Genomic DNA, 21,955 nt, shown 5'->3' with positions numbered 1-21,955 from the left:
GGTCCGTTTTGCCAAATCGCGCGAGATAGAAGGCCGCATCCTGTCGGCCACCGTAAGACAGAACGCGGCGGGCAAGTACTTTGTGTCTATCGTCTGTGAGGTAGACATCGTTCCATTGCCTCAGCGGGACACCACTATTGGAATAGACTTTGGGCTAAAGAAATTTGCTGTATGCAGCAGCGGAGAGGAAAGGGAAAATCCCAGACATCTGCGTAAGCATGAGAAACGGCTTATACGCTGGCAACGGATTTTGTCTCGCCGCAAGCAAGGGGGAACCAATTGGCACCGAGCGAAGCGGAAAGTCGCTCTGATTCATGAGAAAATCATGAATAGCAGGCAGGATTTCCTGCATCAACTCACCACCCGATGGATACGTGAAAATCAAACGATATGTCTGGAAGATTTGCAGGTAGAGGACATGCTGCAAAACGAGAGGCTGGCCAAAGCGATATCCGAAGTGTCATGGTCGAAGTGCCGGGCGATGCTGGAATACAAAGCGAAATGGTATGGACGTACGATCAGCGTGGTGGCGAAAGATTACCCGCCCAGCCAATTGTGTTCAAGCTGCGGACATCGTAACCCGGAGGTAAAAAGTTTGTCGCTTCGGGAATGGGATTGTCCGGTATGCGGGGCTCACCATGACCGAGATCGGAACGCCAGCATGAATATTAAGAAAGAAGGATTGCGTTTGGCAGCGATGACTGCCTGAACTGCCGGAATGGTAGGGATCGCTTGGTCAAGTTTGAACCGATAGGTTCGATTATCCAAGAATCCCCCACCTCAGCGGCTATGACGCAGGTGGTGGGAGAGTTCAATAATAGAATAGATTTCCTTGATATTATATACTCATTAACAAATGAAACAGAGATTGACCCTTCCAGGCGGTTCTGTCAATTCTGTTATTGATCTATCTGTTAGTAAGACCCATATCCATTATCGAAACAGGAACGAATATTCCGACTTGGGAGGCATTTTATGATAGAGCAAAGATTTCCATTCCATCGGCTGCTTAATCAGCATATTGCTGGCGGTAAGTCCGACAAGCCCAATTGGAACTTACGCAAGAGATCATAGAACGCTGCAAGCAAATGATTCATGACGCATTGCACGGGAACAAGCGAATATCCCGCCCCAATCTCATGCAATTGCTGGAGGAAACAGGGATCAGTACTAAGAATCAGCGCGGGTATCACCTGCTGTGGTATATCGCGGAGTCCGGCTTCATCTGTCTTGGACCTAGGGAGGGTAATCAGCAAACTTTTGTATTGCTGGATGAGTGGGTGCCCCGTGCTAAGGAATTATCCGTAGATGAATCGCTTGCATTGCTCGCAGAACGTTATTTTGGCGGTCATGGACCTGTAACCGTTCAAGATTTTGCCTGGTGGGCTGGGATCACGCTCTCAGATGCTAGGCAGGGAATCGAAGCTGCCCGGTACCAATTGATGTCGGAAAAGGCAAACGGTCAGGAATACTGGTGGGCCGTTTCTTCCCAATCCGGGTAAATGGATGAAAGGCCGAGTGTCTTTCTGCTTCCGGGATATGATGAGTATCTGCTCGGCTATAAAGACCGCAGTGCGGTATTAAGAGCGGAATATGCACCCCAAATTGTCCCTGGTAATAACGGGGTGTTTATGCCAACTATTGTCATCGACGGTCAAGTCGCCGGCATATGGAAACGAACAATCAAGAAAAAAGGGATCGACATCGAGATGAACCTGTTTGTGCCTCTGAAAGACAGAGTAGAGAGCATCATCGATGCTGCCGGGCACTATTGCGCATTTATGGGATTGCCTCTTGCTTCGACATCCCTTCAAGTGAAGGAATAATAGATCCTCAAGTAGGAAGTTATGAAATACTTATCTGCTTATGTGCTGGATAGCACAGCGGATATGAACATCGACGGGGGGTGCTGCCATCAGGCAGCACCCCCCGTCAGTATTTAGAGCGGGTAATTAGGCTTTCATTTAAACAGCCATCACTTGTTGTTTAGATTTCTTAGTACCATCGGCATATCTTTATCTTTCTTTATTTTTTTCATTACTTTGGGTTTCTGCTCCGGATTTCCTGATTTATATCGGGCCGCATCCATTCCGTCCATGATGTTCAATTGAGTATCTCCTCCTGTTTTATACTTGCAAAATCACTTCTTGGAGTGGCAGTAAAAAAAAGTTCGTTGTAAAGAAGGCATTTTCGGAACTTTTTCAACACTCTACATTCATATTGCTGATTTTGGAATAACAGAAGGTAATTATCTTCATTCCGAATATACTCACCGTTGTCATATCGTGTCATAAACCAGTTGTTGAACTTGTTTGTTTGGGACAAATAGGGCTCAATCACAATCATATTTCCTTCCGGCTTTAGCACTCTGCGGAATTCGGACAGATATTCGGTGATTTGATCGTCGGCAATATGATGAAGGACCGCAACAATCAGTATAAGATCAACCGTTCGGTCTGGAATCTGTAATCGTTTCCCATCAAAAACCTTAAAGTTATGATTCGGATATAATTGTTTGGCAAATTGAATTCTCTGCATATCCGGATCTACCCCATAATAATGATCGGCACCGCTCATACAACAGTTCGCGCCTGTTCCGCAACCAAAATCCAGAACGATATTATTTTCCATTCTAAAATGACTTTTGATGTGATTGTGTATGTGTCTTCGGGTGAACCATTGTGGACGTACAATACGGTGATACAATCTTGGTGATAAATACATGGAATGGAACTCCCCTCATTGCAGTAGATAACAAACATAATTTATCTAATTGGTTTCAGATGTATTCAAGGTAAAATAATCCTTCTCAACGGGGCTGCAAGTATAATAACGCATTCGGAAGTGAATAAATGTGAAGATATAGATGGAGGGAGATTCATGTCCTTTTGGAAAAGATCACGTAAAAAATCGAACACTATTCATACTGGCGATTCTCGCTTACATCCAGATTTAATAAGCAATCTTCACCGGATTAGACAGGAACTTGGAAACAGCCCTGATGTAATATTCCGCGAATTTGATATTGTAAGCCTTAAGGTTCGGGCAGCCGCCATTTTTGTCGATAATTTGGTCGATAAGAAGCTGGTAGATCATTTTGTCATGCATTCCTTGATGATCGAAGCTACTGCGCAGACAGCTGGAACCATGGGTTCGGATAAAAATGTCTTTGACTTTATTAAAGATAAGGTGCTTGCCATTGGAGAAGTAAAAGTCATCCGGGATTGGAATGGAATAATGCTGTCCATACTGTCCGGAGACACAGTCATCTTGATTAACGGATCAGCGGAAGCTTTAAGCGGTTCAACGAGAGGAGGGGAATCCAGAGGGGTAGAGGAACCTTCATCGCAAGTGGTTATTCGCGGACCTAAGGATGGTTTTACAGAGTCGATAGGTACCAATATATCCCTCATTCGCCGCCGGATTAAAAGCCCCAATTTATGGATTGAGGTCATGAAAATCGGCGACGTGACGCAAACGGACGTAGCGGTCATGTATATCAAAGGGATCGTCAACGATAAACTTCTGCAGGAAGTAAACAAAAGGCTGAATGATATTGTAATTGATGGAATCTTAGAGTCCGGTTATATCGAAGAGTTGATTCAGGACAAAACAATGAGCCCATTCCCTACGCTTTACAATACCGAGCGGCCGGATAGTGTCGCCGCAAATTTGTTGGAAGGGCGAATAGCTATAATTGTGGACGGAACTCCGTTTGTTCTCATCACACCTACCACGTTTTTTATGTATTTTCAGTCTGCCGAAGACTACTATCAACGTTTTGACATCGCAATAGCGATTCGTTTGTTAAGGTATGCAGCGTTTCTTATTTCCTTATTTGGACCTTCTATTTATATTGCATCCATTACGTACCACCAAGAAATGATTCCGACTCCGCTTCTGATCAGTCTGGCAGCGCAGCGGGAAGGCGTTCCTTTCCCCGCATTTGTCGAAGCTATATTGATGGAGGTTAGTTTTGAAATTTTGCGCGAGGCCGGTGTTCGCATGCCGCGGGCGATCGGTCAAGCGGTATCGATCGTAGGTGCGCTTGTGTTGGGACAAGCAGCTGTGGAAGCCGGGATTGTATCTTCGGCGATGGTTATCGTAGTCGCTATTACGGGAATCGCCAGTTTTGCCACCCCGGCTTTTGATATGGCGATTTCCATACGTTTGCTCCGATTTGTAATGATGTTTTCCGCCGCGTTGATGGGTTTTTACGGGATCGCGATCTGCAGCATAATCATCTTAGCCCACATGTGCGGTTTACGTTCCTTCGGGATTCCTTATATGGCTCCGCTTGCTCCGTTTATTCTAGAGGATCAGAAGGATAGCCTGTTGCGTCTGCCTTTCCAAACACTCGTTTCACGCCCGCGGTTGATTAGCCAAAAAAATAACACTCGAATGGGGCAAGATTTAGAGACATCTCCTCCTAAGCAACAGAGCAATAAGACTAAGGGGGATATAGATGAAAGCTAAATGGATGATGCCAACCATTATGCTTATGGGGATGGCAATGCTGTTAACAAGCTGTTGGAATATGAGATCGCTGAAAGACCTGGCTATTATCGTAGTAATGGGGATAGATAAAGCGCCGAAGAATAATGAATATCAGGTATCTTTTCAAATTGTTAATACGGAAGCCGTAGCTCCGGGAGCAAAAGGAGGAGGGGGAAACGTTACACCGGTAACGGTCTATTCGGGAACAGGAAATACCCTGTTCGAAGCGATCCGCAAATCATCGCAAAAAGTACCGCGTCGGCTTTTCTTTGCGCACGTTCAAATGCTAATCATCGGAGAATCATTTGCTAAGGAAGGAATCAACGAACTATTTGATTTCTTCGAAAGATCTCATGAACTCCGTCTTACTTCCACCATACTTGTATCTAGAGGCGTCGATGCGGGGACTGTTGTACGAATACTTACGCCGTTGGAAAAAATTCCGGCAAACAGTATCGCTGGAAAACTCAAGTTTACTTCGAAGGTATGGTCAGAGAATATTGAAGTTGATATAGAAGATGTGATTAAGGCGGTAGTAAGCAAGGGAAGGGAACCCGTTATCAGCGGAGTCAGTATCCTTGGAAACACGGAAAAAGGAAGAGGAGTATCCAACATGGAACAGACTACGCCACCAGCCACGATTGAGATTAATGGGATTGGTCTTTTTAAGGATGGAAAGCTAAAAAGCTGGCTGGACGGGCGTGAGGCACGAGGTGCCGTATGGATTCAAAATAAAATGAAAAGCACCATTTTGGAGCTCGATTGCAAAAAAAAGAAAGATGCAATTGCCATTGAAATTATTAGGTCACAAACGAATGTTGAAGCCGAAGTTCAAGCCGGCAAACCGAGGATAAATATTCATATACGGGAAGAAGGAAATGTTGGCGAGATAAAATGTCCAATCGATCTGAGTAAGAAAGAGGAAATCGAAAAATTGGAACAAGCATGGGTAAAGGAGACTAAGAAAGAAGTCATGGAGGCTATAGAAACCGCCCAGAGTGAAAAAAGCGATATCTTTGGTTTTGGGGAAGCCGTAGATCGTGCAAATCCGAAAGCGTGGGAGAAAATGAAGGAGGATTGGAACGAGACATTTGCTGTAAGCGAGGTAGATGTCAAGGTGGATGCATTCATCCGGCGTCCGGGCATGCGCGTGAATTCTTATTTATCGGAACTAAAGTGATAAGGGGCAACGGAGGGTGGTATAGGACAAAATGGATAAATCGAAAATTAACGTAAGGCAATTGTTTGCCTTGATCGTGCTGTTCGAAGTGGGTACTGCACTTGTTGTTCCAATAGGACTTACGGCAGAACGAGACGTTTGGTTTTCGATATTCCTTGCATTATTGGGAGGCATCCTGCTATTTCTAGTTTATGATTATCTTTATCGCCAGTATCCGGATCTGCCTATAAGCGGTTATGCCCGGAAAATACTGGGCCAATATATCGGATGGCCATTGTGTTTAACATATGTTATTTTTTTTATTTATAACGGTTCAAGAGACTTGCGAGATGCCGGCGACCTGCTGGCAACCTCCACGTATGATCAGACGCCAGTATTTGTGCTTAATGCCATAATGATCATGGCTGTGGTTTATGTACTATACAAAGGAATGGAGGTTTTGGCAAGACTTGGAGAAATATACCTGATCATTCTGATTTGTTTAGGTGCTTTAGGTAATATCTTTGTACTATTTTCCGGCATCATCGATCTTAAAAATATGTTTCCTATGTTTCATAAAGGGTGGGTACCCGTCTTTAAGGCAGCATATCCCAATATATTCATGTTTCCATTCGGAGAAATGATTTGTTTTACCACGATACTTCCGTATTTAAATAGAAGCCAATTGGGAAGAAAGACAGGAGTGTACGCTTTAATTTTCAGCGGAATCATATTAAGTTTCACGCACGCGGTTGAAATCTCTGTTCTTGGGATTAATATGTACGAACGATCTACTTTTCCTTTGTTTTCGATGATAGGCTTAGTGAACATAGCGGACTTCCTGCAACGGTTGGATGCTATTGTAATCCTCACTTTGATTATTGGCGATTTTTTCAAGATCGCAATCTTTTGTTATGCCGCAGTGATCGTGGCTGCGGATATATTCAACGTACAAAAACAGAAGCTGGTGTTGCCTATTGGTATTGTGGTCCTTTTCTCCTCGGTAATCATTTCAGAAAATTGGACAGAGCATATTGAAGAGGGAAGCTTTCATTTAAAAGCCATTTTGCCGATTTATGCTCTTGCAATTCCCGTGCTGCTTCTAATGGTGCATATCATTCGCAAAAGGTTCAGCCTGTATCGTTCAAATAATTCCCAAAAGAATAAAAGGTAAGTTACGTTTTTTTATGCTGTTGTGCTTGCTTCTTTTTTTTAAAGAGAGAATGGATGGGTGAAACCAGCATTAAAGACAGAAAGAGGAACAAGATAACGTACTCTCCTATTGTCATAACCCATAAAGGGCTTATCATATTTCTCAGAGACATGGAAAGTTTCAATCCCACTATTAAATCGGCCAAAATAGCGTAAGCCATGGATAACAATAAGAGCAGGAAAAAGATACCTATTATTTTCATGAAACCACCAGCCTATGAACTATATATATAACTAACTTTTATCTGGGTTAGTGTTTCCAACAAAATAGAAAATAACCGAGAGGGGGATGACGTTTCCTTTGCCTACTCTATTACGTTAAAATAGAGTAGGAAAAGGAATTATTATTAATAGAGGATGTGGTAAACAAATGAAATTCAGTCAATTAGGGAGATCCGGATTAAAGGTAAGCAAGCTTTGTCTCGGGACGATGAATTTCGGTGTAGATACGGATGAGAAAGAGTCTTTCCGTATAATGGATGCAGCTTTGGATGCCGGAATTAACTTCTTTGATACGGCGAACATATATGGTTGGGGTGAGAATGCGGGCAGAACCGAGGAGATTATTGGCCGATGGTTCGCTCAGGGCGGAGGCCGTCGCGAGAAGGTTGTGCTGGCGACTAAATTTTATGGCGATATGAGCGATAAGTCAGATGGCCCGAACTCAGAAGCGGGATTATCTGCTTATAAGCTCCGCCGCCATTTGGACGCTTCTCTTAAACGATTGCAGACTGACCATGTTGAACTATTCCAAATGCATCATGTTGATCGTAGTGTCACTTGGGACGAGCTATGGGAAGCCTTCCGCATTGTTCTTCACCAAGGTAAGATTGGCTATGTAGGCTCGAGTAACTTTGCAGGGCGCGACCTGGTAAAAGCTCAATATGAAGCCAAGTCGAACCGTATGCTTGGGCTTGTCAGCGAGCAGCACAAGTACAGCTTGCTTTGCCGCTTGCCAGAATTAGAGGTTCTGCCTGCAGCTGAAGAGCTTGGTATCGGCGTCATTGCATGGAGTCCTCTAGATGGAGGTTTATTAAGCGGACATGCCCTAAAGCCGATAGAAGGTTCGAAGAGAGCGAATAATCCAGAACGGGTAGAGAAGCATCGCGATCAATTGCATGCCTTCGAAGCCTTGTGCCGCGAGCTTGGGGAAAGCGAAGCGAATGTAGCATTGGCATGGACGCTGGTTCAACCTTCGATGACGGCACCTATCATCGGACCAAGAACGCTCGATCAATTGCAAACCGCACTGCGCGTTGTAGATATCGTACTGGATGAATCTACTTTGACGCGTCTGGACGAAATCTTCCCAGGACCCGGAGGTTCTGCACCGAATGCCTATGCTTGGTAACCATGATCTTATGTCTAAATTCGATTATCCGGAACAATATATTCATTATTTGGCAGAGTATTACGGTTCTCGTGATTATTTTGAATGCCATGAGATTATGGAGGAGTATTGGAAGGCGCATCCTCATTCGCCCTATAGAACATGCTGGCTTGTCCTGATCCGTATATCGGTTTGTTTGTATCATGCAAGAAGGGGCAACTGGACCGGAGCGATTAAACTGATGGGTAAGGCTGCAGAAGAAGCGGAAGCGGAGCTGTTCGATAAGCTGGGGTTGGATGGAGCAGAGCTGGTAAGGCGGATAAAGAATGCCGTTCATGATTGGAGTCTTGCTGCAGCCTCCTATGAGGATATAGAACTACCCATTAGAGACAGCCAATTATTAGAAGCCGCACAGCTGAAATGCCGAGAGTTGGGTTATACGTGGGCAATTCATGGTTTGGAGGCGGGGGACCAAGTGATCCATCGGCACCAGACACGAGATCGCGGCGAGGTTGTGAATGCAAGAGCAGAATCAGCTAAGCGCAAAGCGCTCAGCCGTGTAATTCCAAGTAACGATAGCCATCAATGACAACTTCAAGCTCTCCTGTTCCCGGATGGATTATCAGTCCGTGAACCGGAGTGCTCAGCGGTAAGAGAGGGTGGTTGCGAACGATATCGACACTATTCTCGACGCTCTCCCTTACGCTGTCGAAGCCTGTCAACCAACGATTCAGATTTATGCCCGAATGCCGAAGCGTGTGTATAACATGATCTTGAACTCCTCGTGCTTCCATATGAGCGACTACGTTATTAGGGTCAAGGCCGGTCATTCCGCATTCGTGATGCCCAATAATATAAACCTCATGAGCATTTAATTCATACAAGGCAATCAGAACGCTGCGCATGATGTTACCGAATGGAGAGGTAATGATTGCTCCAGCGTTCTTAATGATTTTCGAGTCGCCGTTCTTCAGGTTCATTGCCTTGGGAAGAAGCTCTGTCAGGCGGGTATCCATACAGGTGACGATAACCATACGTTTCTCCGGGAATTTGTCCGTTAAATATTCCTCGTAGCTTCTATTTTTTACAAATTCTCGGTTAAAAGCTATAATCTCATCGATATTCCGCATTGCTATTTCCTCCTATCTATCTACAGAGCGGCACTTGTTGAACGTTTATCTGTTAATTTCAATCGATTTGTATAAATTTGGCCATCGCTTGCTAATTGAAAGCTATGGTTTTTCGAATGGTAGGAGACACGTAATTGTTCGTCAAAAAAAACGGCGTGCTGCGGCACATACCAGACTTCAAAAGCATTGCTCTCCGCCTTTAATTCTCCGCTCTCAGGGGCACTTACAGCCCAAAAGGTCGGCACTCCGTTAACGGAGCATCCGCAGTCCTCTGAATCAGACACAAGCTTCCATAACCGGGTTTCAGGTCCAAAGCGCGACTTCATTTCTGCGATCGCTTCATCGCTCCAGTGTATGAACATCGGAATAAACTCCTTTCATTAAACAACAAGAATGTTAGCTAGAAATAAATCGAGTAAGTTGATTATAAATTTTACGGAGAGTATGATCAAGGAGACAATACTTAACGTTGAAAGGTTGTGCCCAATGAGTCAGCTTAAACAAGCGCAAACATCACCTTTAAAGCGCTTTAGAGAGTTAACGGGTCAAATTAAACAATATGAAGAAATTTTAGGTGTCGTCTATTGGGATATGCGAACTGGAGCTCCGCGCAAAGGAATTGAAATGCGTTCGGAAGCTGTGGGCGCACTGTCTGCCGAAACGTTCAAGCTCTCTACCTCTGCCGAGATGGGTGAACTCCTAGCCCAATTAAGTGAGCCTGCTCAAAAGGAGCAGCTGGACGATATAAACCGCCGACTTGTAGAAGAGACTGCTAAGGAATATGAGCGCAACCGCAAGATCCCTCCTGAGCTGTACCGGGAATATGTCGTCCTCACCTCTCAGGCCGAATCTGCGTGGGAAGAAGCGAAGGAAAACAATGATTTCCCCGGTTTTGTCCCTTACTTAGAGAAAATCATTGCAATCAACCGCCAATTTATCGAGCTATGGGGTGTGAAGACCACGCCGTATGATACTCTTCTGGACATGTATGAGCCGGGCCTCACAACTGTTGAGTTGGATCGACTGTTTGGCGAACTGCGGGCTAGACTTGTCCCGCTGGCAGAGCAGATTGCGAATTCCAAGCATAGGCCGGATACGACTTTTCTGCAGGGAACCTTCGACAAGGAAGCGCAGAAGAAATTCAGTAAGCTTATTCTTAAGGATATGGGCTACGATTTCGAGGCAGGACGATTGGACGAAAGCGTACATCCTTTCGCTACAGGACTGAGCACAGGTGACGTGCGGATTACGACCCGCTACTTACTCCATGATGTAACAAGCGCATTGTTCGGTACGATTCATGAAGGCGGTCATGCCCTATACGAGCAGAACATTACGCCTGAACTGAACGGTACTCCGCTGAGCACTGGAACATCCATGGGGATCCACGAGTCCCAATCTCGTCTGTGGGAGAATATGATCGGACGCAGTCTTGGATTCTGGCAACGTTACTTGCCAGATCTGCAGGCTTGTTTCCCCGGACAACTGGATGAGGTATCTGCTGAAGATTTTTACCGTGGAATCAATGTAGTAGAGCCTTCCTTAATTCGGATTGAAGCGGATGAACTGACTTATAATTTACATATCATGATTCGTTACGAAATTGAGAAAATGCTGTTTAACGATAATTTATCTCCAAGGGATCTGCCCGCTGTCTGGAATCGCAAATATCAAGAAGCGTTAGGAATTACACCGAGCAATGACGCTGAGGGCGTTCTGCAGGATGTTCACTGGTCCGGTGGAGCATTCGGTTATTTCCCTTCTTATTCGCTGGGGAACATGTACGCGGCACAAATGATGGTTATTGCACGACAGAAGATAACTACTCTGGACCAACAAGTAGCTTCCGGTATGCTGCTGCCGTTGAAGGAATGGCTCACGGAGCAAGTGTACCAGCACGGGAAGCTTCTGCAGCCGGGAGAGATCATAGAGCGTATAAGCGGGAAATCGCTGGAATCCTCTCATTTGTGTGACTACTTGGAAAATAAATATCGAGAAATATACCACCTAGAATAGCGGAGGGATTAAGGATGGGCTTCCGCGTCATCAAAACAGCGGTTGCAACATTAGCTGCCATTTATACAGCTTATTTAATCGGTGTGGATAATCCGTTGTCTGCTGGATTGCTTGCAATCTTGGGAGTGGAAACGACGCGCTGGAAGGGAATCCGAATTGTTTTTACGCGATTTATGGCTTCCGTACTAGGATTATTGATGGCCTCCATCTTGTTTCAATTTATCGGATTTCATATATGGGTGCTGGCCGTCTATATTCTAATTGCTTATCCCATACTAGCACGGACGGGATTGAAGGACGGAATCATTACGGGCTCTGTCATCGTATTCCATCTGTTCGCACGGGGCGAGGTCACGCTGGATGTAATTATGACTGAGCTCCAGCTATTAGCGATTGGACTAGGTTGGGCAACGGTGCTTAATTTAATCTATATGCCCAAGGAAAGCAAGACACTTGCTGCATTGCGCAACAGAACAGAGCAAGGCTTCTCGGATATCTTTCTCCGCCTCGCACAGCATTTACGGAATCCCGATTCTCTATGGGACGGGAAGGAAGTGCTTGAAACAGAGGCAGTAATCGAAAATGGAATAGAGGTAGCCAATCGTGCACGTGAAAATAGACTCATTCCTCAGGACGAGCCTTGGCAGCTTTATTATCAAATGCGTCAGCAGCAGCTAGAATCCATTCAGTTAATGATGGAATCCATTGCATTTGTTTCCAAGCATGTTCCACAGGCGGAGCATATAGCCTTACTGTTCGATCGACTGACCGAGGATGTGAAATCCGATTATTATGAAGGCGAAACGGAACGGATGTTAATTGAATTAGAAGCAAGCTTCAGAGGAATGCCGCTGCCTGCTACCCGCGATGAATTTGAAATTCGATCTTCACTCTTTCAATTATTAAGAGAATTACGTCGGTATTTAGCGATTGCCAGTCGTGAGAAAAAACGGAAGGCAACTTCTGCAAAAGCGGTCATACAATGAAACGTAAAGGCTCTATGCATTATTACATTTTTGTCACTCTAGACGAATGTCCTGCATAGACTTTAAGTGAATTGATCGTATGGAGGAGGTCTACCGAAATGGCTATTGCGGATAAACGGCTGCAACGAAGGGAAATCATCACGAAAGCGGTTTGCGGCAAAGGCCGTAAGTTCTCGACGATTACCCACACCGTAACGCCGCCGCACCACCCGACCAGCATCCTGGGAGCGTGGATCATCAATCACCAGTATGAAGCGGTGAAATCCGGGGACGGAATCGAGGTAATCGGGTCTTACGATATTAACATCTGGTATTCGTACAACAAAAACTCGCAAACGGATGTCGCGAAAGAAACGATCTCTTATGTAGAGCTCGTTAACTTATCGTACGTAGACCCGAAACATCGTACTTCCACGGAAGAGGTAGCTGCGGATGCAACGCAGGAGCCTAATTGCGTGGAAGCAACGATCAGTGCCAACGGTTCTTCCGTCCTCATCCGCGTCGAACGTGAATTCGCCGTGGAGATGGTGGCGGAAACAAAAGTGTACGTCGTGGTTGATCCTAACGGATCCGACGATGATGGGAAAGACGTCGACTTCGGTCTTGAAGACGATGGGGATTTCGAGGATCTCGATTCTGATTTACTGGAAGACGATTTGTAATCGGCTCGGTCGTTAGCCGGTACTTAAGTCTATGCAGAGGCTCAGCAGAATTCGAGGGCGGATGCCCTATCGTGGGCAGCAGGATAAGCCTGATTGTAACAAAGGCGAACATGGGAGAGGGTCATTCGGCTTCGGCGCTAACACGTCGTCCGCGGGAGGACCCTTTCCGTGTATGCGGAGGGATGCCGCATGATGGGCCAAACGGGTAAGTTGTGGTTGAGCATGGAAGGAAATAAACGTATTGCTTGGTTAGAGAAATTGGGGATTCCCCGGATAAATGATCTATTGAGCGCAAGTCCGGATGACTGTGTGATGTTGGTCGGCAAGCAAGGTGAGAGGGAAAGGGCAATCCAGGAGCTAACGGGGGAACATCAGGAGCTGCAAGAAAAGGGTCGGCATAACACTCCTTGGATATTAAATATACAATCGGATCAAATTTCAAGCTTACCGGCTGCGGAAATCGAGAGAAGACTCCGAAGGGAAGGCTTATCGGCAAAAATAGGTGCTTTTGACCTTAACAGCAAGCGAATAACGGTTACAATTTGGGGCTTGGAAGCGGTTGAAATGAGAAGCAGCTATTTGAACTCCTCGAGATTTAACCAACTTAAATTTGGTGCAGACCTGTCAGATCGTGCAATTCTTACTAAGGATCATGTTATTTGGAGACCGGCAGAAAGAATGTCAATTCGTGCCTTATACGTACTCGGTTTGGATTTCGGTCAAGTAGATCTGCTATTCAGTAATCAAGGGAAGCTTATCGTCATAGGTATCTCTTCAAGATTAACCAATATTGGAAATATTGGAAAGCAGCATCTTAGAGAGGTCATTACAGCATTTGCAACAGCATGGAGAGAAGAGATAACCAATGGCGTACAAGCTACTCTTGGAGCGGACCCAGAATTCGTTCTCTTGTCCACAGAAGGGCGTATCGTACCGGCTTCTCGTTACTTCTCTCCAGAAGGAGCTGCAGGCTGCGACTCCGTGCGGATTCGCGGTGAACGCAGATGGCCGCTTGTGGAGCTGAGGCCAAGACCATCAAGCAATCCTGCCGATGTTACTGCTGATATACAACGCCTGCTTAGAGTTGCGTCGCAAAGAACAGCTGGTGTTCCGCTTAAGTGGCAAGCCGGTGCATCGCCTGTACCCGGATTGCCTCTCGGCGGTCATGTGCACCTTAGCGGTATGATTCTGACTGGTGAGCGGCTGAGAGCGCTGGACAATGCAGTCGCGCTTCCGCTGAGAGTGTTGGAGCCGCTTAAGGCAGCAAAGAGGCGTCCACGTTATGGCTCGTTAGGCGATGTGCGGCGACAGCCCCATGGCGGCTTTGAATACCGAACTCCACCTAGCTGGCTCGTGTCGCCGCGTCTTGCATTGGGAGCATTCGCGCTTGCTAAAGTCGCGGCAGAGCATTCTCGCGAGCTTGCTTTCGATCGGCCGTTGGATGAGGAATGTTATCGGGATGCATTCTATGAGGGTGACCGGACGCTTCTGCTTGAGGCGGCGGAACGTATGTATGTTGCAATTAGCCGCACGGCTGGTTATGTTGTATATCGCGAGCCGATCGATTTCGTATTTGACGCTATTAAGCGAAACCGGAGCTGGGATGAGTCTGCGGACATTCGAGTAAAGTGGCGGATTCCGATTTATTGAGGGAAAGAGGCAACAGAGATGACAGAGCAGATATTTTCTTCGGAAACGAATACAGATATCACACGAAGGAAAAAAGAGCATGTCGATATTTGTCTGTATGAGGAAGTAAAAGGACAGGGAGAAGGAACCGGATTTGATCGCTATCGATTTCGCCATTTGGCGCTGCCGGAGATTGATTTCGCAGAGATCGATATTTCAAACGAATTTCTAGGCCGTTTTATGAAAGCACCGCTTATGATAAGCTCGATGACTGGCGGAACGGATGAAGCAACACGTATTAATATACGGCTGGCGGCAACCGCGGAGAGAAGAGGATGGGCTATGGGGCTCGGTTCCGTTAGAGCGTCGATAGAACATCCGCATACCGCTCCTTCCTTCCAAGTTCGCAAATATGCGCCGAATGTTCCGTTACTAGCGAATTTGGGAGCCGTTCAGCTTAATTACGGTTATGGAATTGACGAGTGCCGGAAGGCTGTCGAGCTAACGGAAGCAGATGCGCTTGTATTACATCTGAATGGATTGCAAGAGCTATTCCAGAGCGATGGGGATAGTAACTTCTGCGACCTGCTGGGCAGGATTGAACAATTATGCGAGAATGCGGAATTCCCCGTAGGTGTTAAGGAAGTTGGATGGGGGATAGACGGGGAAACAGCTAAGGCGCTTCTGGATGTGGGAGTATCGTTTATTGATTTGGCAGGTGCCGGGGGAACCTCATGGAGCCAGGTAGAAAAGTTTCGCTCCACGGATCCTATCCGAACGGCCGCTGCAGACGCTTTCGCAGATTGGGGGATTCCAACGGCAGATTGTGTCCGAGAGGCGAGAGTTGTGGCGCCTGACGCTTATTTAATAGCAAGCGGCGGACTTACAAATGGTGTTGATGCCGCTAAAGGAATTGCGCTTGGTGCTAATCTTGCATCGTTTGGGCGTGCGCTGCTTGCTCCTGCAATTCATTCGGACGAGCTAATCGATGAGCTGTTCGGAAGGATTGAGTTCGAGCTTCGGGCTGCGATGTTCGGTATCGGCGCCGTGAATTTGAAGCATCTAAGCGGTACTCGCCGACTTATACAGAAGTGAGACCGAATCCAATCAAACTATCGCGACTCTGCATTAACGCAACGGACCTCTGCAGCATTAAGGGTGCTGAGTCGCGATATGTGATATTATGATAAAATGAGACTTCAAAATACATTATTTTATGCGTCATAACCGCAACAGGAGGACTTTATTTTGTCAGTACATAATCGTAAATATTCAGGTTTTCTTTTGGTGCATTTTATTGGTGAACAGCCTGACGGCGAGCAGGTATATTTCTCCTACAGCGAGGACGGCTTGCATTGGAAAGATCTGAACGCGGGCTTACCGGTTCTGCGTTCCGAGCTGGGGGAAAAGGGCGTGAGAGATCCGTTTATAGTGCGCTCGCTTAAGGAGGACAAGTTTTATCTGATTGCCACGGATCTTTGCATTGCAAACGGAAAGGGCTGGTCCGCTGCGTCGACTGCCGGAAGCCGCGACATTATCATATGGGAATCCGCCGACCTGGTGAATTGGTCTTCGCCGTGGGCAGTCACGCTTGAAGTGCCGGGAGCCGGCTGCGTCTGGGCGCCGGAGGCGATTTATGACGAAGAGGCGGACGATTTTCTAGTGTTTTGGGCCTCCGCGACGCAGGAGCCGCAGGAAAAAGAGCGGAAACAAAAAATCTATAGCGCACGTACCAGGGATTTTCGCAGCTTTACAACGCCTGAAAAGTATATTGAACGGGAAAACCACATCATTGACACCACGATAATTGCCGAGGGCGGTACATACTACCGTTATTCCAAGGATGAAACGACTAAGAATATCCGGGTCGAAAAAGGTACATCGCTGGAAAAAGACTCATTTACCAATCTGCGCGTTCCGGTTTTGGAGGAATTGTTAGGTGTGGAAGGTCCGGAAATTTTCAAGCTCAACGACCGCGAGGAGTGGTGCCTTATTGTGGATCGCTTTGCTGAAGGAAAGGGCTACCTTCCCCTGCTGACCTCCGACCTTGAAGGCGGTGAATTCCGGGTTCTGCCGGAAGGGTCTTTCGATTTAGGGAAAACCAAGAAACGCCATGGCGGAGTTCTCCCTATTACCTTTGCTGAATGCAGCCGCCTTCTGGAGGCTTTTGGCGACGGCCATCAGGTGTTACCCGGGCAATTCGCCGACCCGGACCTTGTGAAGTTCGGTGACCGCTATTACCTCTATCCCACAACCGATGGCTTCACGGACTGGTCGGGCACGCAATTTCATGCGTTTTCTTCGGCTGACATGCGTATTTGGCGAGACGAAGGCGTGATTTTGGATCTTGCGTCGGAAGATGTACCCTGGGCTGTCGGCAGCGCATGGGCTCCGGCCATTGCCAGCAAAGACGGTAAATATTACTATTATTTCTGCGGCAAAATGAAAAGCGGAGAGAGCGCCATGGGTGTTGCGATTGCCGAGACTCCGGCAGGCCCGTTTCGCGCACAGCCGCAGCCGCTTGTTACCATGGAACTGATGAAGCGTCTTGGTATCGCCATGGGCCAGACCATTGACCCATCCGTCTTTATTGAGGATGATGGTACAGCTTACCTGCTGTTTGGAAATGCACACCCTGCAATTGTACAGCTCAGCGAAGATATGGTAAACGTAATTGAGGATACGATGAAAAATCTTGTCGGCCTGGACGACTTCCGGGAGGCGGTCACTGTTCTGAGGCGCGGCGGGCAGTATCACTTCACGTGGTCCTGCGACGACACCGGCAGCGAGGATTACCACGTGAACTATGGCACGGCGGAGCATCTTTACGGGCCGGTAACTTACCGTTACCCGGTACTTGTCAAAAATGAGGAAAAGGATATGCTCGGCACCGGTCATCATGCGATTCTCCAGGAGCCCGGCACCGATAAGTATTGGATTGCTTATCACCGGTTTGTCACGCCGCTGACTCGGTTTACACAGGGAAAAGGCTTTCATCGCGAAGTCTGCATTGACCCGCTCACCTTCGGCGAGGATGGGCTGATGCAGCAGGTGCAGCTATAGATATATAACCTGATTAATATTATGAATAGTTCGTAACATCAAACAGCCCCCATCTTGAATAAGGATGAGGGCTTTGGTTTGTTTTTCTTTTTTAAGGGATCTGACTGTCCGGGCAGATTTAGTTTTTGCTATAATAAGATATTGAACTAAATAAGCAGTCTTTAAGGATCACAGGAGGAAGAGCATGGCTGGATATACCCCTATGATGGAGCAATATCTATCGGTTAAAGAACAAGCCAAGGACGCTCTATTGTTTTTTCGTCTTGGCGATTTCTATGAAATGTTTTTCGAGGATGCGATAACCGCCTCGCGTGAGCTTGAAATTACGTTGACGGGTAGAGGAGCCGGGCAAGAGGAAAGAATCCCGATGTGCGGAGTTCCTTATCATGCCGCGGAAGGTTATATTGCTAGACTTATCGATAAAGGCTACAAGGTTGCGGTGTGCGAGCAAGTAGAGGACCCTAGAGAAGCCAAAGGCGTCGTTCGCAGAGAAATCGTTCGGATCGTGACGCCGGGTACGGTTATGGATTCGAAAATGCTTGGAGAAGCGTCGAATAACTTTATTGTGGGAGCCGCCCAGCAATTGGGGCGCTTCGGAATTGCGGCGTGCGATTTAACGACGGGTGAGCTGTATTTGACTTCATTCCCGGAATCTCGCGAGACGGTAATGAATGTGATGAACGTATACCGGCCATCGGAAGCCGTAGGGGACGAAGCCGCCATTGCTACGATGACTTCGGATAAAAATCCATCATCGAAGAGCTTAGTAACAACAGTAAGAGAGACAGTAGATGTAAGTGAGCTTACCGAGCAATTCCCGAATGAACGCTGGGACTCTCACGAACCTGTCCGCCAGAAAGCGGTGGCTCTTCTCCTCTCTTATCTGAACGAGACACAGAAGCGATCTCTAGCACACCTGCGCTCGGTTAAAGCTTACGATTCGGAATCGTATATGTCGCTTGATGCTTTCACTAGGCGTAATCTGGAATTAACGGAAACCGTGCGCGACCGTTCACGCAAAGGTTCACTTCTTTCGCTGCTGGATAGAACACGAACGGCAATGGGAGCACGCTTGCTAAAGAGATGGATTGACCAGCCTCTTCTCAATCGTGAAGAGGCTGAGCGCAGATTGGATGCGGTCGAGGCGCTAAATCAAGACTGGATGCTTCGTAAAGAGCTTCGAGACGAGCTTGGCGAAGTATATGACCTAGAGCGCCTTGCCGGAAGAATAGCATATGGCACTGCGAACGCAAGGGATTTGAATGCTCTCAAAAACTCACTGAAACGGATTCCTGCAATCCAAGCCATCTGCGGAAGTCTTAATGCTGCGCCTTTAACCGCATTAGCTGACAGAATGGATCCCTGTTCGGATATAGCGGCAGCCATAGATCGCGCGATTGCGGAGGAGCCTCCTGTATCCTTGAAGGACGGCGGATTAATCCGCCCAGGGTATGATGCCAAGCTTGATGAGCTTCGTGAAGCAAGTCAGAACGGCAAGCAGTGGATTGCCGAGCTGGAGCGGCAGGAGCGGGAAGCTACGGGTATTAAGTCGCTTAAAATCGGCTTCAACAAGGTGTTTGGTTACTATTTGGAGATCACAAAAGCCAATCTGACTCATTTACCGGAAGGTCGCTACGAGCGTAAACAAACTTTAGCCAATGCCGAGAGATATGTGACTCCTGAGCTGAAGGAGAAAGAAGCACTCATACTTGAAGCGGAAGATCGCATGTTTGATTTGGAGTATGAACGTTTTATTGCGCTGCGCGATGAAATAGCGGGGCAAATGGCTAGATTACAGCGCTTGGCTGAGAGTGTCTCGGCTTTGGACGTATTGCAAGCCTTCGCCGAAGCAAGTGCAGAACGCAGATATTCCCGCCCGAGCTGGCAAGACGGTGAAGGATATGATCTTAAGATCGATGAAGGTCGTCATCCTGTTGTAGAAGCTGTGAACGAGAATGGCGTTTTTATATCCAACGATACTTCGTTAACGGCATCAGACGGATCGATTCTGCTTATAACAGGCCCTAATATGGCAGGTAAGAGTACTTATATGCGTCAGGTGGCCATGATCTGTCTGATGGCCCAAATCGGCTGCTTCGTACCGGCGAAACGCGCGGTGTTGCCGTTCGTTGATCGAATATTCACCCGGATTGGCGCGGCCGATGATTTGGTTGGCGGACAAAGCACGTTTATGGTCGAGATGAAGGATATTCAAGTGATGACCGAGCAAGCAACGCAGAGAAGCCTTATCATCATCGATGAGCTTGGCCGAGGTACTTCTACAGATGAGGGGATGGCGATCGCGCAATCGGTCATTGAATATGTACATAATCACATTGGCTGTAAGGCTCTCGTATCCACGCATTTTCATGAGCTGGCGCATTTGGAGAGCTCCTTATCCGGACTTCGCAATGGATGTATGGCGGTGAAGGAAAGTGAGGACGGCGTTACTTTCTTGCGAAAGCTCGTACCGGGCGCGGCTGATTCCAGCTATGGCATTTACTGTGCTCAGCTAGCGGGGTTACCAGAAATCATCGTGTCAAGAGCGTACCATTTACTGAGTGAAACGGGCTTGCTTGAGTCTACATTAGTTCCAGCAGTTAGAGAGTCAGCGGCTGCGTATATTGAAACGCCAATCGTCGCTAGTACAAACGTTGAGCAAATCTCACTGTTCGGGGAAGCAGCCAAGCCAAGTAAACCGAATAAGAATACAGCCCACGACAAGCTGCTCGAAAAGCTCAGAAAGCTGGATATTATGCGAATGACGCCTTTTCAAGCGTTAGAATGGTTAAACGATGCGAAGAATCAATTGACAGAGAGTGGGGAAAGTCGATGATACGCTTCAAAAGATGGAGATTATCACTTGCGCTCATCTTATCTTTAGCTATATTCAGTGCTTGGACACCTGTCGTTTTCGGAGAAAGCACAGAACAGCTCCAAGAGGTTCGTGATCTTCTGGAGAAGTATCACCTAAGCAAGCCTGATGACGAGGATCTCAGCAATGAGGCTATTGATGGTATGGTCGATTCTCTTGATGATCCTTACACGGAATATTTCGATGAAGAAGAATGGCAAATATTCAATTCGGCGCTAGAGCAAACCTTCGTTGGAATTGGTATTGTCATGAGCGAAGACAATGGAATCGTATATATCGAAGACATCATTGCTGGTAGCCCCGCGGAATCGGCGGGATTAGTTATCGGAGACTCGATCCTATCGGCGGATGACAAGGATTTGACAGGGAAGACGGTATCCGAAATCCAAAACGAGGTTCGCGGAGTTGAGGGTTCTAATCTCGTTCTTGGTATCTCCAGGAATGGTAAAACGTTGAAATTCAATATCGAGCGTAAATCATTGCACATTCCCATCGTTACCACGCGCATGCTTGGAGACGGTGTCGGTTATTTAGCCTTGTCCGGATTTACTTCTGACGCGGCCAGCCAGGTCAAAAACCGCTTGGCTGAGCTCGAGAAAGAAGGACTTACTTCACTAGTGCTTGATCTTCGCAACAATGGCGGCGGATATGTAACGGCGGCGCAAGACATCGCGGGGCTTTTCATCAAGGATGGCGTTCTCGCCCATATGCGTGATCGGGATGGGAACGATAACCCGCTGATCGTCAGCGGGACTGCTAAGCCATATTCAGTTGTTGTTCTGGTAAATGGGAATTCAGCCAGCGCTTCTGAGCTTCTTGCAGGTGCATTGCAGGATTATGGTGTTGCTAAGATCGCGGGAACGAACACTTTTGGCAAAGGCGTTGTACAATCTCTAATTCCGCTCCAGAGCGGCGGGATGCTTAAGATTACGATTCAGGAATATTACACGCCAACAGGACGCAAGGTCGACAAAGTCGGATTGAAACCAGATATTCCGCTTGAAGGTGCTGCCGAACAGCTAATTGGGGCATTCCGCTCCGTCGGAGGCAAAATAGTTTCCCTAACCGCAGGAAAAGGTTCGTTGACGGTTAATGGTGTACGAATATCTCAACAGGATATTATTTTCAAGGAAACAAATGGTTGGTATATTAATATGAGGCTTGCCGCATATGTGCTTGGAGCTGAGCTGAAATACGACTCGAAGAAGCGTGCCGTAATCCTTACCAAAGGCACCATCGTAAAATGGATTAAAACCAATGATTCTCGACTCAAGATTGTAGACGGGCAATCGAGCATTCATGCGGGCGTTTTGAAAAAGTGGTTCTCGAACGTCAGTTATACGGTATCTGGAGATTCGGTAAAGATTACGGTAAATGAATAAAAAAGGAGTGAGTC

Annotated in this window: 19 protein-coding genes and 1 pseudogene; 15 read left to right on the top strand and 5 right to left on the bottom strand. The window is 47.0% G+C overall.

What is annotated here, in order from left to right:
• Positions 1-709, top strand: a 709-nt coding sequence (locus ACESLK_RS20455; protein ID WP_373231558.1) for an RNA-guided endonuclease TnpB family protein, incomplete at its 5' end; no start/stop codon positions are given.
• Positions 710-1,049: 340 nt separating this feature from the next.
• Positions 1,050-1,826 (top strand): annotated as a pseudogene (locus ACESLK_RS20450) (winged helix DNA-binding domain-containing protein).
• A 149-nt stretch (positions 1,827-1,975) separates the two neighbouring features.
• On the opposite strand, the gene ACESLK_RS20445 reads toward ACESLK_RS20450, so the two are convergent.
• The gene (locus ACESLK_RS20445; protein ID WP_373231557.1) at positions 1,976-2,107 is read right to left on the bottom strand and encodes a hypothetical protein; all 132 of its coding nucleotides are present in this window, start codon (positions 2,105-2,107) and stop codon (positions 1,976-1,978) included.
• The gene (locus ACESLK_RS20440; protein ID WP_373231556.1) at positions 2,104-2,631 is read right to left on the bottom strand and encodes a class I SAM-dependent methyltransferase; all 528 of its coding nucleotides are present in this window, start codon (positions 2,629-2,631) and stop codon (positions 2,104-2,106) included. The genes ACESLK_RS20445 and ACESLK_RS20440 overlap by 4 nt, the downstream gene beginning before the upstream one ends.
• Positions 2,632-2,880: 249 nt before the next feature.
• On the opposite strand from ACESLK_RS20440, the gene ACESLK_RS20435 reads away from it, so the two are divergent.
• From ACESLK_RS20435 to ACESLK_RS20425, 3 genes are read left to right on the top strand one after another with little or no spacing between them, the layout of a single operon-like run.
• Entirely contained in the window at positions 2,881-4,476 is a 1,596-nt protein-coding gene (locus ACESLK_RS20435) for a spore germination protein (protein WP_373231554.1), read from the top strand.
• Complete coding sequence (locus ACESLK_RS20430; protein WP_373231553.1) at positions 4,466-5,677, top strand: Ger(x)C family spore germination protein; 1,212 nt, start codon at positions 4,466-4,468, stop codon at positions 5,675-5,677. The genes ACESLK_RS20435 and ACESLK_RS20430 overlap by 11 nt, the downstream gene beginning before the upstream one ends.
• Positions 5,678-5,708: 31 nt before the next feature.
• Positions 5,709-6,830 carry a GerAB/ArcD/ProY family transporter gene (locus tag ACESLK_RS20425; RefSeq protein WP_373231552.1) on the top strand — a complete coding sequence of 374 codons (1,122 nt, stop codon included), beginning with the start codon at positions 5,709-5,711 and terminating at the stop codon, positions 6,828-6,830.
• Position 6,831: 1 nt separating this feature from the next.
• On the opposite strand, the gene ACESLK_RS30110 is transcribed toward ACESLK_RS20425, so the two are convergent.
• Positions 6,832-7,071, bottom strand: coding sequence for a YczF family membrane protein (locus ACESLK_RS30110; protein WP_483862622.1), 240 nt, complete (start codon positions 7,069-7,071; stop codon positions 6,832-6,834).
• Positions 7,072-7,238: 167 nt separating this feature from the next.
• Between ACESLK_RS30110 and ACESLK_RS20420 the strand changes: the two genes are divergently transcribed.
• Together ACESLK_RS20420 and ACESLK_RS20415 are read left to right on the top strand one after the other, a co-directional pair.
• Positions 7,239-8,219 (top strand): aldo/keto reductase, encoded by a 981-nt coding sequence (locus tag ACESLK_RS20420; protein WP_373231551.1) that lies wholly within the window; start codon positions 7,239-7,241, stop codon positions 8,217-8,219.
• Complete coding sequence (locus tag ACESLK_RS20415) at positions 8,203-8,787, top strand: DUF309 domain-containing protein (protein ID WP_373231550.1); 585 nt, start codon at positions 8,203-8,205, stop codon at positions 8,785-8,787. The genes ACESLK_RS20420 and ACESLK_RS20415 overlap by 17 nt, the downstream gene beginning before the upstream one ends.
• Here ACESLK_RS20415 and ACESLK_RS20410 read toward each other — a convergent pair.
• Together ACESLK_RS20410 and ACESLK_RS20405 are read right to left on the bottom strand one after the other, a co-directional pair.
• Complete coding sequence (locus ACESLK_RS20410; RefSeq protein WP_373231549.1) at positions 8,750-9,328, bottom strand: beta-class carbonic anhydrase; 579 nt, start codon at positions 9,326-9,328, stop codon at positions 8,750-8,752. The two genes, ACESLK_RS20415 and ACESLK_RS20410, sit on opposite strands and share 38 nt — an antisense overlap.
• Positions 9,329-9,348: 20 nt before the next feature.
• Complete coding sequence (locus ACESLK_RS20405; RefSeq protein ID WP_373231548.1) at positions 9,349-9,690, bottom strand: iron-sulfur cluster biosynthesis family protein; 342 nt, start codon at positions 9,688-9,690, stop codon at positions 9,349-9,351.
• 124 nt (positions 9,691-9,814) lie between these two features.
• Here ACESLK_RS20405 and ACESLK_RS20400 point away from each other — a divergent pair, with 124 nt between their 5' ends.
• From ACESLK_RS20400 to ACESLK_RS20365, 8 genes are all read left to right on the top strand, one after another.
• A complete protein-coding gene (locus tag ACESLK_RS20400) occupies positions 9,815-11,344 on the top strand; it encodes a carboxypeptidase M32 (protein WP_373231547.1) in 1,530 nt (509 codons plus the stop codon).
• 14 nt (positions 11,345-11,358) lie between these two features.
• A complete protein-coding gene (locus ACESLK_RS20395; RefSeq protein WP_373231546.1) occupies positions 11,359-12,330 on the top strand; it encodes an aromatic acid exporter family protein in 972 nt (323 codons plus the stop codon).
• A 98-nt stretch (positions 12,331-12,428) separates the two neighbouring features.
• Entirely contained in the window at positions 12,429-12,992 is a 564-nt protein-coding gene (locus ACESLK_RS20390; RefSeq protein WP_373231545.1) for an outer spore coat protein CotE, read from the top strand.
• A 189-nt stretch (positions 12,993-13,181) separates the two neighbouring features.
• Positions 13,182-14,642: a putative amidoligase domain-containing protein gene (locus ACESLK_RS20385; RefSeq protein ID WP_373231544.1), complete on the top strand. Its 1,461-nt coding sequence runs from the start codon at positions 13,182-13,184 to the stop codon at positions 14,640-14,642.
• An 18-nt stretch (positions 14,643-14,660) separates the two neighbouring features.
• On the top strand, positions 14,661-15,716 hold the full coding sequence (fni, locus tag ACESLK_RS20380) for a type 2 isopentenyl-diphosphate Delta-isomerase (RefSeq protein WP_373231543.1): 1,056 nt from the start codon (positions 14,661-14,663) through the stop codon (positions 15,714-15,716).
• A gap of 153 nt (positions 15,717-15,869) precedes the next feature.
• Positions 15,870-17,684 (top strand): glycoside hydrolase family 43 protein, encoded by a 1,815-nt coding sequence (locus ACESLK_RS20375; protein ID WP_373231542.1) that lies wholly within the window; start codon positions 15,870-15,872, stop codon positions 17,682-17,684.
• 184 nt (positions 17,685-17,868) lie between these two features.
• A complete protein-coding gene (gene mutS / locus ACESLK_RS20370) occupies positions 17,869-20,520 on the top strand; it encodes a DNA mismatch repair protein MutS (protein WP_373231541.1) in 2,652 nt (883 codons plus the stop codon).
• Positions 20,517-21,941: a S41 family peptidase gene (locus tag ACESLK_RS20365; RefSeq protein WP_373231540.1), complete on the top strand. Its 1,425-nt coding sequence runs from the start codon at positions 20,517-20,519 to the stop codon at positions 21,939-21,941. The genes mutS and ACESLK_RS20365 overlap by 4 nt, the downstream gene beginning before the upstream one ends.
• Positions 21,942-21,955: the final 14 nt, after the last annotated feature.

The organism is Cohnella sp., from assembly GCF_041640265.1.
GTDB lineage: Bacteria > Bacillota > Bacilli > Paenibacillales > Paenibacillaceae > Cohnella.
Note: the sequence above shows the minus strand (reverse complement) of the source record. Positions and strands in the feature narration are given on the sequence as shown.

Bases quoted from the DNA above. Each gene is read 5' to 3' on its own strand.
- ACESLK_RS20440 (WP_373231556.1), bottom strand. From the start codon at position 2,631: ATGGAAAATAATATCGTTCTGGATTTTGGTTGCGGAACAGGCGCGAAC.
- ACESLK_RS20435 (WP_373231554.1), top strand. From the start codon at position 2,881: ATGTCCTTTTGGAAAAGATCACGTAAAAAATCGAACACTATTCATACT.
- ACESLK_RS20430 (WP_373231553.1), top strand. From the start codon at position 4,466: ATGAAAGCTAAATGGATGATGCCAACCATTATGCTTATGGGGATGGCA.
- ACESLK_RS20425 (WP_373231552.1), top strand. From the start codon at position 5,709: ATGGATAAATCGAAAATTAACGTAAGGCAATTGTTTGCCTTGATCGTG.
- ACESLK_RS30110 (WP_483862622.1), bottom strand. From the start codon at position 7,071: ATGAAAATAATAGGTATCTTTTTCCTGCTCTTATTGTTATCCATGGCT.
- ACESLK_RS20420 (WP_373231551.1), top strand. From the start codon at position 7,239: ATGAAATTCAGTCAATTAGGGAGATCCGGATTAAAGGTAAGCAAGCTT.
- ACESLK_RS20415 (WP_373231550.1), top strand. From the start codon at position 8,203: ATGCCTATGCTTGGTAACCATGATCTTATGTCTAAATTCGATTATCCG.
- ACESLK_RS20410 (WP_373231549.1), bottom strand. From the start codon at position 9,328: ATGCGGAATATCGATGAGATTATAGCTTTTAACCGAGAATTTGTAAAA.
- ACESLK_RS20405 (WP_373231548.1), bottom strand. From the start codon at position 9,690: ATGTTCATACACTGGAGCGATGAAGCGATCGCAGAAATGAAGTCGCGC.
- ACESLK_RS20400 (WP_373231547.1), top strand. From the start codon at position 9,815: ATGAGTCAGCTTAAACAAGCGCAAACATCACCTTTAAAGCGCTTTAGA.
- ACESLK_RS20395 (WP_373231546.1), top strand. From the start codon at position 11,359: ATGGGCTTCCGCGTCATCAAAACAGCGGTTGCAACATTAGCTGCCATT.
- ACESLK_RS20390 (WP_373231545.1), top strand. From the start codon at position 12,429: ATGGCTATTGCGGATAAACGGCTGCAACGAAGGGAAATCATCACGAAA.
- ACESLK_RS20385 (WP_373231544.1), top strand. From the start codon at position 13,182: ATGATGGGCCAAACGGGTAAGTTGTGGTTGAGCATGGAAGGAAATAAA.
- fni (WP_373231543.1), top strand. From the start codon at position 14,661: ATGACAGAGCAGATATTTTCTTCGGAAACGAATACAGATATCACACGA.
- mutS (WP_373231541.1), top strand. From the start codon at position 17,869: ATGGCTGGATATACCCCTATGATGGAGCAATATCTATCGGTTAAAGAA.
- ACESLK_RS20365 (WP_373231540.1), top strand. From the start codon at position 20,517: ATGATACGCTTCAAAAGATGGAGATTATCACTTGCGCTCATCTTATCT.